The sequence below is a fragment of the Arthrobacter crystallopoietes genome, assembly GCF_017603825.1.
GTDB lineage: Bacteria > Actinomycetota > Actinomycetes > Actinomycetales > Micrococcaceae > Crystallibacter > Crystallibacter crystallopoietes_B.
The window spans coordinates 4,366,862-4,381,539 of the sequence record NZ_CP072014.1 but is presented as its reverse complement, the minus strand read 5'-3'; the positions used below and the strand labels follow the sequence as shown (position 1 = coordinate 4,381,539).

The 14,678-nt window shown below is 64.2% G+C and carries 15 protein-coding genes; 5 read left to right on the top strand and 10 right to left on the bottom strand.

From position 1 onward, the window contains the following. Positions 1–128: 128 nt before the first annotated feature. Positions 129–1,775: a DEAD/DEAH box helicase gene (locus J5251_RS20205; protein WP_139004529.1), complete on the top strand. Its 1,647-nt coding sequence runs from the start codon at positions 129–131 to the stop codon at positions 1,773–1,775. Positions 1,776–1,892: 117 nt separating this feature from the next. Then, complete coding sequence (locus J5251_RS20200; protein WP_139004530.1) at positions 1,893–2,342, top strand: YccF domain-containing protein; 450 nt, start codon at positions 1,893–1,895, stop codon at positions 2,340–2,342. A gap of 5 nt (positions 2,343–2,347) precedes the next feature. Here the strand turns inward: J5251_RS20200 and J5251_RS20195 are convergent, their stop codons facing one another. After that, a complete protein-coding gene (locus J5251_RS20195; RefSeq protein WP_139004531.1) occupies positions 2,348–2,818 on the bottom strand; it encodes a pyridoxamine 5'-phosphate oxidase family protein in 471 nt (156 codons plus the stop codon). Positions 2,819–3,060: 242 nt separating this feature from the next. Between J5251_RS20195 and J5251_RS20190 the strand changes: the two genes are divergently transcribed. After that, entirely contained in the window at positions 3,061–3,609 is a 549-nt protein-coding gene (locus J5251_RS20190; protein WP_208574895.1) for a YceI family protein, read from the top strand. Positions 3,610–3,648: 39 nt separating this feature from the next. On the opposite strand, the gene J5251_RS20185 is transcribed toward J5251_RS20190, so the two are convergent. Beyond that, entirely contained in the window at positions 3,649–4,251 is a 603-nt protein-coding gene (locus J5251_RS20185; protein WP_139004533.1) for a HutD/Ves family protein, read from the bottom strand. 15 nt (positions 4,252–4,266) lie between these two features. Then, entirely contained in the window at positions 4,267–4,794 is a 528-nt protein-coding gene (locus J5251_RS20180; RefSeq protein ID WP_139004534.1) for a GNAT family N-acetyltransferase, read from the bottom strand. Between the two features lie 237 nt (positions 4,795–5,031). Here J5251_RS20180 and clpB point away from each other — a divergent pair, with 237 nt between their 5' ends. Further along, entirely contained in the window at positions 5,032–7,632 is a 2,601-nt protein-coding gene (clpB, locus tag J5251_RS20175) for an ATP-dependent chaperone ClpB (RefSeq protein ID WP_139004535.1), read from the top strand. 95 nt (positions 7,633–7,727) lie between these two features. Here the strand turns inward: clpB and J5251_RS20170 are convergent, their stop codons facing one another. Beyond that, positions 7,728–8,960 carry a septum formation family protein gene (locus J5251_RS20170; protein ID WP_139004536.1) on the bottom strand — a complete coding sequence of 411 codons (1,233 nt, stop codon included), beginning with the start codon at positions 8,958–8,960 and terminating at the stop codon, positions 7,728–7,730. Between the two features lie 273 nt (positions 8,961–9,233). On the opposite strand from J5251_RS20170, the gene J5251_RS20165 reads away from it, so the two are divergent. Beyond that, the gene (locus tag J5251_RS20165) at positions 9,234–9,461 is read left to right on the top strand and encodes a DUF3073 domain-containing protein (protein WP_074701078.1); all 228 of its coding nucleotides are present in this window, start codon (positions 9,234–9,236) and stop codon (positions 9,459–9,461) included. A gap of 69 nt (positions 9,462–9,530) precedes the next feature. On the opposite strand, the gene J5251_RS20160 is transcribed toward J5251_RS20165, so the two are convergent. The 6 genes from J5251_RS20160 to J5251_RS20135 form a co-directional block, all read right to left on the bottom strand. Next, complete coding sequence (locus J5251_RS20160) at positions 9,531–10,034, bottom strand: 2'-5' RNA ligase family protein (RefSeq protein ID WP_139004537.1); 504 nt, start codon at positions 10,032–10,034, stop codon at positions 9,531–9,533. A gap of 32 nt (positions 10,035–10,066) precedes the next feature. Next, positions 10,067–11,188: a phosphoribosylformylglycinamidine cyclo-ligase gene (gene purM, locus J5251_RS20155; protein WP_139004538.1), complete on the bottom strand. Its 1,122-nt coding sequence runs from the start codon at positions 11,186–11,188 to the stop codon at positions 10,067–10,069. Then, positions 11,185–12,741: an amidophosphoribosyltransferase gene (gene purF / locus J5251_RS20150; RefSeq protein ID WP_139004539.1), complete on the bottom strand. Its 1,557-nt coding sequence runs from the start codon at positions 12,739–12,741 to the stop codon at positions 11,185–11,187. The genes purM and purF overlap by 4 nt, the downstream gene beginning before the upstream one ends. 154 nt (positions 12,742–12,895) lie before the next feature. Further along, complete coding sequence (locus J5251_RS20145) at positions 12,896–13,252, bottom strand: hypothetical protein (RefSeq protein ID WP_139004540.1); 357 nt, start codon at positions 13,250–13,252, stop codon at positions 12,896–12,898. A gap of 9 nt (positions 13,253–13,261) precedes the next feature. After that, a complete protein-coding gene (locus J5251_RS20140; RefSeq protein ID WP_139004541.1) occupies positions 13,262–13,648 on the bottom strand; it encodes a sterol carrier family protein in 387 nt (128 codons plus the stop codon). A gap of 23 nt (positions 13,649–13,671) precedes the next feature. After that, positions 13,672–14,676, bottom strand: coding sequence for an asparaginase (locus J5251_RS20135; protein WP_139004542.1), 1,005 nt, complete (start codon positions 14,674–14,676; stop codon positions 13,672–13,674). Positions 14,677–14,678 lie beyond the last annotated feature (2 nt).

The window sequence follows — 14,678 nt, the reverse complement described above, 5'->3', positions numbered from 1 at the left end:
CGCTTCTCCAGAAGTCCTGACCAACAGGTAAGAAGCCGAGCGGTTGACTCTGTCTGATGATTTTCTTCGGCGAAACCCTGGGCCATGCCGGTGTCGGGGACACTGACCGAAAGTACCTGATTACTCTCATGACTACCTCTACTGCCGTGCGCTCTTTTAAGCAGCTCGGAGTTCCCTCGCCGCTCGTCGCCTCCTTGACCGGCAGCGGCATCACCGAACCGTTCCCGATCCAGGTGGAAACCCTCCCGGACACGCTGGCCGGACGCGACGTCCTGGGCCGCGGCCGGACCGGATCCGGAAAGACACTCGCCTTTGCCCTGCCGCTGGTTTCCCGGTTGGCCGAGCAGGAAGCGGCGTACCGCCGTAAGCCGGGCCGCCCGCTGGGCCTGGTGCTCGCTCCCACCCGCGAGCTGGCCACTCAGATCAACGCGACCATCGAGCCGCTGGCCCGCGAAATGGGCCTGAACACCACGGTGATCTACGGCGGCGTCTCGCAGCAGCGGCAGGAAAAAGCGCTGCGCGCCGGCGTCGATATTGTGGTCGCCTGCCCCGGGCGTCTAGAGGACCTGATGAAGCAGAAGATCCTCACGTTGGAGTCGGTGGAAATCACCGTCCTCGACGAAGCGGACCACATGGCGGACTTGGGCTTCCTTCCCGTGGTCCAGCGCCTGCTCGATACCACTCCGAGCCAGGGCCAGCGCATGTTGTTTTCCGCCACCCTGGACAACGGCGTGGACAAGCTCGTCAAGCGCTACCTGTCCAACCCGCTGACCCACTCCGTGGACAATCCACAGGCTGCGGTAAGCACCATGGAACACCACGTGCTCGTATCGCCGGACCAGACCGTGAAGAAGCAGCTCGTGAAGGCGCTGGCGTCCGGCACCGGCCGCCGTATCCTGTTCACCCGCACTAAGCACCACGCGCGCAAGCTGGCCAAAACCCTGACCGATTCAGGCATTCCCGCGGTGGATCTGCACGGAAACCTTTCGCAGAATGCGCGCGACCGGAACCTGGCCGAGTTCTCCTCGGGTGACGTCCGCGTCTTGGTCGCCACCGACGTGGCAGCCCGCGGCGTGCATGTTGATGAAATCGAACTCGTCGTTCACGTGGACCCGCCCACGGAGCACAAGGCTTACCTGCACCGTTCCGGCCGTACCGCTCGTGCCGGCACGGACGGCACAGTTGTCACCATCGTGATTCCGGACCAGAAGCTCGAAGTCGGCAAGCTGATGAAAGCTGCCGGCGTTGACGTAGCCTTTGAGTCCGTGACAGCTTCCTCTCCGCTGGTGGCCAAACTTGTCGGAGACGTCGCGGCCACGGTGGATCCGGTAGCCCGCCGCGCGGCGATGGATGCCAAGGCCGCGCACCGTGGTGGTGCCCCCAAGCAGGGCAAGTCCACCGGAGCCAACGCCCAGCGCAAGCGCGCTGCCCGGTCGCAGGGCGGCCGCGGCCGCACTGCCGGTGTCTCCGCTGGCGGAACGGGCCGCGCAGCTGCGGCAGAGGGCGCCGGCCGCGGACCCGCAGCGCGCAATACCGCTGCCCCGGGTGGCCGTCGCGCCGACGCCGATGTAGCTCAGCCGGGCCGTTCGCGCCGTCCGGCCACAGGGCAGCGGGCCGGCGGACAGCGGGCCGCAGGATCTGCTGGCGGACAGCAGTCATCCAGTGCACGCGAAGAGGGTGGCCGCGGCCTCGGTCAGGCGCCCTCGTCGTCCGCTCCCCGCCGTGGCAACCGCCGCGCCTCGGCACCGGCCAGCAACGCCCGCCGCAGCCGCTAGTTCGCTCAGCGGCGCTCAACGAGGCCGCAGCACAAGGCCCTGACCGACTCCGACCAAGGGGTTGGTCAGGGCCTTACCTGATGGCGCATATTGGTCGCAGCCGCCAGAATGGGTGCTATGAGGGCAATACTGAATATCATCTGGCTGCTGCTGGGCGGCATCTGGTTGGCGGCGGGGTATTTCCTGGCTGGCATCATTTGCTGCGCGCTGATCATCACCATTCCCTTCGGCATCGCGTCCTTCCGGATTGCCGGGTACGCGCTGTGGCCGTTCGGCAGGAAGGTGGTGGACAAAGGCGGCCGCACCTATGTCATGTCGACGCTGGGCAACATCATCTGGATCCTGGTGGCTGGGATCTGGATCGCCCTCGGACACGTGGCAACGGCCATCGCGCAGGCCGTGACGATCATCGGCATTCCCATGGCGATCGCCAACCTGAAGATGATTCCGGTATCCCTGACCCCGCTGGGCAAGGAAATTGTGCCCACGGACCGTCCGTTCATCGGCTATGACAAGCAGTACCCGGTTATCGGTTACGACCGGCATTACCCGGGGTACGGCCGCTAGAGCGATTATTCGACGTTGAGCCGGCGTGCATCGCTAACCCCGGGACGGCGGCGAGCGACGGACTGCACACGGAAGCGCCGCCCAGTGATGTCCGAGGGGACAACCCGGACAAAGTTGTTCTTTTCGCCGCCCTGCCAAGGAAAGAGCGGCAGCATGGACGAGGCCAAGACATCTTCGATGCTGCTCAGTCGCTCTGCGGGTCCCTTGAGGACCACGCTCCAGGCCATATTGGTCGCCGGGTCGTAGCCGTCCGTTTCAAACGCGACGTTGACGCCTGAGAGTGAACCATCCAGTTTCGTGCCCCGTGCGGTGCGGAAAACGATGGAGCCATGATCGACAACGTAGTTGATGGGAAAAATCTCCGGGTGCCCTTCCACGACCACAGCGAGCCGGCCGAAATCGGTACTGCGGAACATTTCCCAGCACTGGCTGGAGGAAAGGTTCTCAATGCCCTGGGATGCCTCTAGTGCCGTCATGACCTCAGTTTATTTGAGCTGGAGGTCAGGAAGATAGCCCCGGTCAGCGCCATCTTGCCAGCCCTCGCTGGGGGTGCAGCAGCAGCGCCCTCGGAAGCATCATTCATCGTGGAAAACAGATGCAATCTCCCTGTGGATGTGCTGGAATTACCTGCATAGCCGTTGAGGCTATTTACTCATGGGCCGGACACATCCATCTGCCTGGGGAGGCAGTGCCTGTGCCCTATATTCAGGAGGCAGCAATGTCTGAGCTCACGGCCGACTTGTCCGGGGAATGGCGGTTCGATCCGGCACATACCCGCATCGGATTTTCCACCCGGCACGCTATGGTCACCAAAGTACGGGGTGCCTTCAACGAGTTTGACGGGGTTATCCATGCGGATGTGGAAAATCCGTCCAATTCGTCCGTCAAGGTCACCATCAAAGTAGCCAGCATTGATACGCGCAGCGAACAGCGGGACGGGCACCTGCGGACCAACGACTTTTTCGACGCACCGAATTACCCGGAGATCACCTTCGTCAGCACGCAGATTGACCAGGTGGACGAGCGTAATTTCATCGTCAACGGGGACCTCACCATCCGCGGCATGACCAAGCAGATTTCCATTCCCATCGAATTAGTCGGCGTCGAACGGGACCCGGGCGGACAACTGCGCGCCGGTTTCGAAGGCACGCGCAGGATTAACCGACAGGATTTCGGCGTTAAATGGAACACCGCGATGGACTCCGGCGGGGTGCTGGTGTCCGACCGGATTGTGCTCGAATTCGAGGTCTCCGCGGTAAAAAGTTGAAAACAGTGCCGACGACGGCGGGTAGGTCGCTTGGCCATGCTACAGGGCGAAGACCGACACCAGGGCAGCGAAACCTCGGCCGCTGATTGCGGGCGGGCATGGAACATGAACTTGCGGCTCGCCCGGTACCCCCATGGCTGCTTCCTCCGGCGGAGTGCCACCGGCAACGGTGTCGAATGGCGCCAAGGTCCGCGTAGCGGTTCCACTCAAAACCTGCGCCTGCCCCTGCAGCAGCACGAGAAACTGGTCCGGCTGTAGGTGCAGCGGCTGCTTCTTGGATAACTCTGCAATGAGGACGCCGGCCCCGAAGGAATCCTTGCGGGTCATGACGTTCAGGGCACGGCAGGCGCCGGTGGGAAGTGCACATGAGGTGGTGCTGCCGCCGTCGAACCTCAAAGGGCGGAACCGCTCCAGCCTGCGCACAACGCCGTCGACCGTCAGCTCAACAACGTCCCCCTCGATCACGGTGATGGTGCGCTCCATCCCGGGGAAAGCGGAGAAAGCGCCGGCCGCCGTGATGTCGGCGATGCTCAGCCGCCACGCCGGTTCCATTGCTGTGCCACCCAACGCAATCTCGCGCGTAACACCGCCGCCATTGCGCCAGGGCTCCGCTTTCAAAGATGCGAATTCAATGATGGCCATGATTTCCTTTATCGGTCAGAGCTGTTTGTCCCAGTTCAGCACATAGACGTCCTCATGCTCGTCATCGGCCGACAAATCCAGGCCAGGTGCCCGTGTGAAGCCCAGACCCGTGACAATTTTTGCCGAGGCGACATTGCGAGGCTTGACGCGGGCCATGATGGGCGGCAGTTCCAACAGCTCGTTCACATGCACGACGACGGCGCGGACTGCTTCCGTCCCGTAGCCCTTTCCCCACGAGCGGTGTTCCAGCCGGTAGTGCAGATCAAGGACGGGCCGGTCGTCGAGCAGCACATGCTTGACGCCGGCAAAACCGATCGCGTCGGTGCGTTCCGGCAACCGGACGGCAAAGTAGCCCACGCCGTGACGGTCCCACTGGTCCTCCCAATGCGCGAACAGGCCTTCTGCTTCTTCGCGCCACCCCAAGGCATCGCCGGTATTGTGCCGGGCAGTCCGCCGGTCGGAGAGGATCCGGAACATGGCGTCCACGTCTTCGCCCCGCGGCCTGTTGAGGATCAGGCGCTCAGTCTGCAGCGTTGTTTCCATCGCCTGCCTGCCGTGGCCTCGCCGGAATTCCTGCCATGGCACCAGCGTAGTCGTGTCACGCCGGGCGCCGTACCGCTACCCAGCAGGTTCCCTTCACGGACCTGTTCTGCGATGCCACGATAGGAGTGGCCCGCGCTGGGAAGGCTGTGGATAACTTTACTTTCAAAGTTGAGCCTAGTACACTCAAGTTAGTTGCGTTGCGGTAATGCACTAACAGCCGATGGAAGGGAGCTTGTGTTGGACGCGAAATTCACTACCAAGAGCCAGGAGGCTCTCTCCTCCGCTGCCATGAACGCCTCGACGGCGGGGAACCCCCAGGTCGAGCCGGCACATCTGCTCAAGGCGCTGATGGACCAGCGTGAAGGTGTCGCCGTCGCACTGCTAAAAGCCACGGGCTCTGATCCTGATGCGGTCAGCGTCCAGGCCAGTTCTGCCATCAAGGCCTTGCCGGCATCGTCCGGGGCATCGGTGGCCCAAGCGCAGTACTCGCGAGGCTTACTGCAGGTCATCAATGTGGCGAAGCAGGAGGCCGAGAAGCTGGGCGACTCCTACATCTCCACCGAACACCTGCTGCTGGGGCTGGCCGCTGACTCGGCTGCCACAGGGAAAATTCTGCAGAGTGCCGGCGCCTCGCATGAAGCACTTCGGGCGGCGCTGCCCGGCGTGCGCGGTGACCGCAAGGTGGACAGTGCGGACCCGGAAAACACTTTCCAGGCGCTGGAGAAGTTTGGTGTGGACCTGACCGCCATTGCGCGCTCCGGCAAGCTGGATCCCGTGATCGGGCGTGACTCCGAGATCAGGCGTGTTGTCCAGGTGCTTTCGCGCCGGACCAAGAACAACCCGGTACTGATTGGTGAGCCGGGTGTCGGCAAGACTGCTGTTGTGGAAGGCCTGGCGCAGCGCATAGTTGCCGGAGATGTTCCGGAGTCCCTGCGGGGCAAGACGCTGATCAGCCTCGACTTGGGCTCCATGGTGGCTGGGGCCAAATACCGCGGTGAGTTCGAGGAACGGCTCAAGGCGGTGCTTGAGGAAATCAGGAACTCGGACGGACAGATCGTTACCTTCATCGACGAACTCCACACCGTCGTCGGCGCCGGCGCGTCAGAAGGATCCATGGATGCCGGCAACATGCTCAAGCCAATGCTGGCCCGTGGTGAGCTGCGCATGATCGGTGCCACCACGCTGGATGAATACCGCGAGAACGTGGAGAAGGATCCGGCCCTGGAGCGCCGCTTCCAGCAGGTGTACGTAGGGGAACCCAGCGTGGATGACACCATCGGCATCCTCCGCGGCCTGAAGGAACGTTACGAAGCGCACCACAAGGTTTCCATTGCCGATTCGGCTTTGGTCGCCGCGGCGACCTTGTCCAACCGCTACATCGCCGGCCGGCAGTTGCCGGACAAAGCGATCGACCTGGTGGATGAAGCCGCCTCCCGGCTGCGGATGGAAATCGACTCGGCTCCCGAGGAGATTGATCAGCTCCGCCGTGCCGTCGACCGGCTGACCATGGAGGAACTGGCCCTCGCCGATGAAACGGACGCGGCGTCGCAGGAGCGGCTCGAGGCTTTGCGCGCGGACATGGCCGACAAAAAGGAGCAACTGGCTGCCCTCAATGCACGTTGGGAAGCCGAGAAGGCCGGATTGAACCGGGTAGGTGACCTGAAGGCGAAACTCGACGAGCTGCGCAGCCTCGCGGACAAGGCCCAGCGCGACGGCGATCTGGCCGAAGCCTCCCGTATTCTCTATGGCGAAATCCCTGCCGTGCAGAAGGACCTGGATGCTGCCCAGGCAGCCGAAACCGAGACAGAAGCACCTGAACTCATGGTGTCCGAGGAGGTCGGTGCGGACGACATCGCCGAGGTCATTTCGGCGTGGACGGGAATTCCCGCCGGGCGCATGCTGCAGGGGGAGTCCCAGAAGCTGCTCCAGATGGAACAGTTCATCGGAGCCCGCCTGATCGGCCAGACCAAAGCGGTAGCGTCTGTATCCGATGCGGTCCGGCGTGCCCGCGCGGGCATCAGCGATCCGGATCGGCCCACCGGCTCCTTCCTGTTCCTGGGGCCCACGGGCGTCGGCAAGACCGAGCTGGCCAAGGCGCTGGCGGACTTCCTGTTCGACGACGAACGTGCGATGGTCCGGATCGACATGAGCGAGTACTCGGAGAAGCATTCCGTGTCCCGCCTGGTGGGTGCCCCTCCGGGGTATGTCGGTTACGAAGAAGGCGGCCAGCTGACTGAAGCGGTCCGCCGCCGTCCGTACTCGGTGGTGCTGCTGGACGAAGTCGAAAAGGCGCATCCGGAAGTGTTCGACATCCTGCTCCAAGTGCTCGACGACGGACGGCTCACCGACGGCCAAGGCCGCACAGTGGACTTCCGCAACGTGATACTGGTGCTGACCTCCAACATGGGTTCCCAGTATCTGGTTGACCCGATGCTGGACGACGGGCAGAAGCGCGAAGCGGTTATGCAGGTGGTCAACGCGAGCTTCAAGCCGGAATTCCTGAACCGGCTGGATGACGTGATCATGTTTGACCCGCTGAGCATCGAAGAGCTGTCCCGCATCGTGGACCTGCAGGTACAGTCGCTCGCGGCTCGGCTCAACGAGCGCCGACTTACGCTGGAGGTGACAGACGCCGCCCGTGAGTGGCTCGCATTGACCGGCTTTGATCCGGCGTACGGCGCCCGTCCACTGCGCCGCCTGGTGCAGCGGGAGATCGGCGACCGGTTGGCCCGCGGATTGCTCTCCGGTGAGATCTCTGATGGTGACACCGTCCTGGTGGACGTCGCCGAGGTCTCTCATGAAGACCGCGCCGCAGGCCTGACTGTCCGGGCGAAGTAGCACCCGCCCTACGCAAAGCAGCAGAGCCTGCCCCGGTTATGGGGCAGGCTCTGCTGCTTCTTTGTTGGTTGTTTTCGGCCCCGGCGCAGAAGCGCTTATTCGCCGATGAGGGACGCCGAGATGTTGTTGCCTTCGTCGGAGATGACAAAGCAGTCGATGCGGCGGTCACCTTCCTGCCAGGTGCCTTCCGACGGCATGCCATAGGAGTTGCGCAGGTTCTCGTACTCACCGGCATTGTCGTTCAGCTCGATGGCCGAACAGAATTCCTCGGCCTGTACGTTAAGTTCGTCCTTGCCTGGGAATTCGTCGGCCTCCTCGTAGAAGTACGTGCCGACGAGCTGGGCAGCATGCGGGGTCTCGCAGCTGACCACGGTGGCATTCTGCGTGGCCGCTTCGAAGTCGATGAAGCACTGGCCCTCTTTGAAATCGAACGGCGAAACGTCTTTCGCAATGATCCCGTCCGCGCCCGGTGACTTCTCCGCAACGGCCGGCGAGGAGCTCGTGGCGGTACCCGTCGATTCGCCGCCTCTGTTGAGAAGGCTGATGATGATCACCACGATAATCACGATGGCGGCCACAATGCCGAGGCCAATGAACAGCAGGGCTTTGCCCCGCGGTCTGTCGGCGCTACCAGGGGCTGCTGCCGGTTTCTTCCCGGAGGGCGGCTGACCGACCGAATACCACGTGTTCTGCGGTGTCCCGCCGTCGGAATTTCCCGGAGCAGGATCCCAATGCGACGGCGGTACGGTGCCGGGATTCCCGGTGTGCGGGGGAGTGGCTGGACGGGGCTGCGGTTCGGCGTTGCCTTCTGCCGGGTCGGGCGAGGAGGCATCGGCGGCTGTCTCCTCGGAGGCAGCGGAACCGCCCTTTACGTGTTGCGCCGCGGCGGAAACCTGAACCGCGTCGAAGATCCGGTCCCACTGTTTGTCATCGGTGGCCTGCGGGGCCCATCGCGGCTCTGGCGAGGCCGCTTCCAGGCTCAGGCCGGCATTGGTTTCGTCGCCGGACGCGGCCGCCGCATCGCCGGCCGCCGCGCCGGCAGGTGCGGTGCCTGCCGCGGTTGCCGGAACATCTGGGCTTTGGCCACGGCCGAGTTGCTGACCGACGGCTTCGGCTTCTTTGGCCGCAGCCGCGGTTTCGGCGGCAACGGCATCAAGCTCGGCTTCCTGCGCGGCAGCGTTGCCGATCTGGGCCTGATCGAGCTTGGGCTCCGCAAACTTCAGCTTTTCGGGGTTCGTTTCCAGCTCCGGCTCCGCGACGGGCGCGGCATCAGCCTCCGGTTCGGCCGCCGGGGCGGCGTCGTCTGGCTTTTTGCCTTGTTCGCTCATGGGGAAAATTGCCTTCCTGATACTTGCCCCGCGCTCTGCGGTAATGTCCTTTACTCCTGACTTTAGCCAACTATCAGGCGCCGATGCAGGTTATCGCGACCGGACCGGGCTGTGACGGACCGGATTTTGCGAACTTCGGTGCCTGTGCTGCGGCAACGGGACCCGAAGAAAGCATGTACCCTAGATATACGACAGAATTGATCAAACATTCCGGGGCCTCGCTCGTCGCCCGAGCGACCACCTCCGGATCGAGGCGATAAAGGGGGTCACGCCATGGGGCGCGGCCGTCAAAAGGCAAAAGCAACCAAGCAGGCTCGGGAGATGAAGTACTTCACCCCGAACACTGACTACACGGCGCTTCAGCGTGAGCTGGCAGCGTCTAAGAGTAGTGCCTCCAGCCGGTATCCGGAGGAACCGGCTGAGCCGGACTATTCGGCGTATGAGGACAAATACGCAGATCAATTCGACGATGAGGACGAGGAAACTCGCCGCATCGGCTGAGCATCGCCGGGCAGTTGCCGGCACTTTCAGCATTGAATCTCATCTCTTAGCGGCGTGCTTGGCACGCCGCTAAGAGGCGTTTAACGGCAGGTTGACATCGGCCTCCGCAGTGCCATCCCAAACTCCGAGGACCCTGCGGAACCGGCTGTCCGAATCGGGGCGCATGTCCACCAACGCCGCCTGCCGCACCAAGACCTCGTCGCCGGGCTGGAGCCGGCCGACGGTATGGCTGACATGTGGCCGGAAATGTCTGCCGGTATGGTGGGGACTCAGCACATGAGCACCGGGACCAACAGCGGCAAGACATTCCTCATGCAGGCGCTGCAGGCGGGGCACCGGTTCCACCAGCGAGACGTGCACCGTGCCGTTGCGGCCGAAATAGTCGTCCCCGCCGATCCGCACGCGGAAGCCCAGGTGCCGGGTCACCGCCGGACCGAGGCGGCCCATAACGACGTCGGCGCTTTCTTTCGTGTCGAAACGCGCCAAGGTTATATGCAGCGGCCATTGTGAACGCTCGAACGTGAGACCGGCGGCAACCGGCTGCACAAAAACAACGACGACGAATGCTCCCATGTGCCCAGTCTGGCACCCGGGGCAGGGTGAGGCTATGCGTAGTTGCCGACGAGGTGCACGGCTCCGCCGTCGACACCCTTGGCACCCTGGACGAAGTCCGGCCCGGACAGTGAGCCATCAACAGCACCTACGGTGCCCATGGCCCACGCGGTCATGCCGCGCTCGTTCAGCCGTGCCAGTGCGGCATCGGCGCCGGCGGCGTCCACGATGGCAACCATGCCTACGCCGAGGTTCAGGGTGCGTTCCAGGTCTGCCTGCGGGACATTGCCGAGCTGGGCGACAAGCTTGAAGATGGCTGGCAGTTCCCACGTGGAACGGTCCACAGTGGCCATCAGACCCTGCGGCAGCACTCGCGCCAGATTCGCAGCGAGACCGCCGCCGGTCACGTGGCTGAAGCCGTGCACACCGGCCGCCTCGTAGCGTGCCAGATCGAGGCAGTCCGCTGCGTAGACCTTGGTCGGTTCGAGGAGCTCTTCGCCAAGGGTCCGGCCCAGTTCGGAGACCTGGCGGTCGAGGGCCCAGCCGGCGTGGTTGATCACGCGGCGGACCAGGGAATAGCCATTGGAATGGATGCCCGAGGAAGCCATGGCGATGACCACGTCCCCGTCCTTGACCCGGTCCGGGCCCAGCAGGTTGTCGGCTTCGACTACGCCGGTGGCTGCGCCCGCGACGTCGTACTCGTGTTCACCCAGCAGGCCGGGGTGCTCGGCCGTTTCGCCGCCAACCAATGCGGTACCGGCGACCTCGCAGGCTGCCGCGATGCCGCGGACGATGTCAGCGATGCGCTCGGGGACAACCTTGCCGCAGGCGATGTAGTCCGTCATGAACAGGGGCTCGGCGCCGACTACGACGATGTCGTCGACGACCATGCCAACCAGGTCAAAGCCGATCGTGTCATGGATGTCCATGGCCTGCGCGATCGCGACCTTGGTTCCGACGCCGTCGGTGGAGGTGGCGAGCAGAGGCTTGCGGTACTTCAGGAGCGCGGAGACATCGTAGAGCCCGGCGAAACCGCCAACCCCGCCGATGACGTTGGAGTTGTGGGTGGCCTTGATAGCACCCTTCATCAGCTCGACGGCTTTGTCTCCGGCTTCAACGTCAACACCGGCGCTGGCATAGGTGATCTGGCTGGCGCCCAGGTCAGGGGAGGTCATACTCGCTCTTTCTTGTCATCGTCAGTCAGGAGGTTTTCCAAATCCGAGTCAGGCCCCGGGTCGCAGGAACCGTGCTCCTGTTCGTCGGCATTCGGTCGTTCCAGCAGGTTTTTGCCGCGGCGGCTGGCATCCGGCAGCTCTATCGGGTATTCGCCGGTGAAGCAGGCCGTGCACAGCTTCTCGCGCGGCTGTTCGGTGGCTTCGATCATGCCGTTTTCGGAGATGTAGCCTAACGAGTCGGCGCCAAGCGAGGCACGGACTTCCGCCACGCCGATTCCGTTGGCGATCAGTTCGGCGCGGCTGGCGAAGTCGATGCCGTAGAAGCACGGCCATTTGATGGGCGGCGAGGAAATCCGGACGTGGACCTCCGCCGCGCCGGCTTCGCGGAGCATGCGTACCAGCGCACGCTGGGTGTTTCCGCGGACAATCGAGTCATCGATAACGACCAGGCGCTTGCCCTGCACGACGCTGCGGAGCGGGTTCAGCTTCAATCGGATGCCCAGCTGGCGGATGGTCTGGCTCGGCTGGATGAAGGTCCGGCCGACGTAGGCGTTCTTGACCAGGCCCTGTCCGTAGGGGATGCCCGATTCCTCGGCGTAGCCGATGGCCGCCGGCGTGCCTGATTCCGGCGTCGGAATTACCAAGTCAGCGTCAACGGGGTGTTCTTTGGCCAGGCGCCGGCCCATCTCGACGCGCGCGGCATGGATGCTGCGGCCGTTGATGGAGGTGTCCGGGCGGGCCAGATAAACGTATTCGAAGACGCAGCCAGCGGGCTTCTTCTCCGCGAAGCGCTGTGAGCGCAATCCGTTTTCGTCGATGGCGATGAACTCGCCGGGCTCGACTTCGCGCACAAACGAGGCACCGACAATGTCGAGGGCAGCGGTTTCGGATGCGACAACCCAGCCACGTTCCAGCCGGCCGAGGACGAGCGGGCGGACACCGGACTCATCCCGTGCCGCGTAAAGGGTGCCTTCGTCCATGAAGGTGAAGCAGAAAGCGCCGCGCAGTTTCGGCAGCAGCTCCATCGAGCGCTCTTCGAGGCTCTGGCCGGGCTCGCCCGCCATCAGCGCCGTCACCAGGGCAGTGTCCGTGGTGTTGCCCTGGGCCAGCTCGCCACGGTCCGGCTTGCCGAATTTCTCGATGACCTTGTCGTAGAGGTCGGCGGAGTTGGTCAGGTTGCCGTTGTGGGCCAGGGCCACGGTGCCCGTGGCGGTTGCGCCGAGGGTCGGCTGCGCGTTTGCCCAGGTTGAGCCGCCCGTAGTGGAGTAGCGGCAATGGCCGACGGCGATATGGCCGTTCAGCGTGTTCAGCGTCGTCTCGTCGAAGACCTGGGACACCAGCCCCATGTCCTTGTAGACATTGATGCGCTTGCCGTCGCTCGTGGCGATACCCGCGGACTCTTGTCCGCGGTGCTGCAGAGCATACAGGCCGTAGTAGGTAAGTTTTGCTACTTCTTCGCCTGGGGCCCAGACTCCGAAGACGCCACAGGCATCCTGGGGTCCCTTTTCGCCGGGGAGAAGATCATGGGAAAGTTTTCCGTCACCGCGTGCCACCTCAGTATTGTCTCACGCTAATAACGGACCCGGGCAACGGATTACGGCAACTAAGTACAGCCGGGCGTGCCGTCCATGGGACCGGAGGGGGCCAGCGTGAGCAACGGCACTGCGGATGAACCGTGGAGGCGGCCGGCAGCCCACTAAATCCGGTTCAGCGCTCTTCTTGTTGCGGGTCGGTCTGTTCCGGGGTTTCCACGGCCATCATTTTCTCGCTGCGCTTGATGCTGATCCGGTCCACGACCAAGACCACCAGGGCGCCGAGGAGCATGCCGGCGATGCCGAAGACCACGGCCAGGAAACCGAAAATGGAGCTGCGGGTGAACTCTGCGTTCTCGGGACCTGTGTAGGCGGAGATAGCGGCCACGATGATACCGAGGACAATTCCGGCGCCCATGAACGGACCGAATTTGGGTGCGCGGCGTAACCGCACCTCGCGACGGTTGGGGGTACCTGGTCCGGCCGGCTCGAGGGGCTCGGCTGGTTCAGCGGGAACGTGCTCGGAACTCATGCTTCAAGCCTACCGGCTGCCGGTGGCGCCGTGGTCCGGAGCGAAGAGCGGCAGCAGGTCTGCCAGTTCAGCCCGCAGCCCCGAGGCGGAGACCTTTCCACTTTCGACGGCGTTGCTCCAGTTGTCGGTGCCGGTCACCAGCGCCAGCCAGGTGGGCCCGTCGCATTCCACCACGTTGGGCGGGGTGCCGCGGGTGTGCCGCGGGCCTTCGATGCACTGGGTGACGCCGAACGGGGGTACCCGCACTTCCACACTGTTTCCCGGCGCGCGCTCCGCCAGTTCCTCGAGCGAAAACCGCACGGCCGTTGCGGTGGTTTTGCGGTCCGTCGCCCCGCCCAGCCACGTGCTCAGGGCGGCGTGGCCGTCGGCAGCTGCGATCCGCCGTCGTAATCCCATGTTTTCTTCGCTTCCCGGCCGGTTTAGTCCAGCAGCGCCATCACCGGAGCAGCGAGGCGGATCCGGCCCACCGGTTCTCCGCCGCCGAGCACGGGTTTGACCACTTTCTCCAGGACCGGGCCGACCTTCTCCGCGTCGAGCGCACCGGCGGCGGCCAGCAGCGTGAGTCCCACCAGCGACGCAGCCCGGGCGCCGCCGTCGAGAATCTTTACCGCAACGGAGACACCCGTGTCGGTACCCATCACCATCACGCCTTCGGCACCGAGTTTGGCGATGATCTCCAGGTCCTCCATGACTACGGTGTTTTCCTCGCCGTGGCCCTGGACCGCCCAGGGGTAGTCCACCATTGCGGTGGCGATCGTGGCTGCGCGGGCATCCGCGTTCTTGTTCGAGGGGGCTTTGGCCAGCTTGCCGATGGCACGCGCCAGCCCGGTCAGCGACACGGCGGGCACCGGGGCGCCGCAGCCGTCCGTGGCCAGATGGGAGATCCGTTCGCCGGTGTACTCCTCGATGATCTCCATCACGCGGCGCTGCAGCGGATGGTTCGGATCCAGGTACGTCTTGGTGTCCCAGCCGTTTTCGGCACAGGCCCACAGGAACCCGGCATGCTTGCCGGAGCAGTTGAAGGCCACGCGCTGCCGGCCACGGTCGGTACGCACCAGCCAGCCTCGCGCCGCCTCGTCCTGCGGCCAGGCCGCAGGGCACTGCAGGTCTTCGTCGGTGAGGTCGGCGGCCTTGAGCATGCCGTTGACCACGTCCATATGTTCCAGCGAGCCGGTGTGGCTGGAGCAGGCCAAGGCTACCTGGACGCCGCGCAGCGGGACCCCGGACTGCATAGAGGCGAGGGCCTGGAACGGCTTGAGCGCGGAGCGAGGGAAGATCGGGGCGCTGATGTCGCCGAGTTCGGTGACCACGGAACCGTCCGCGGCCATCACGACGGCCGAGCCCAGGTGGCGGGACTCGATGAAGCCATTGCGTTCCACGACTGCCAGTTCGACGGCGTCGGCAGCTTTAAAGGTTTCGGGCATGC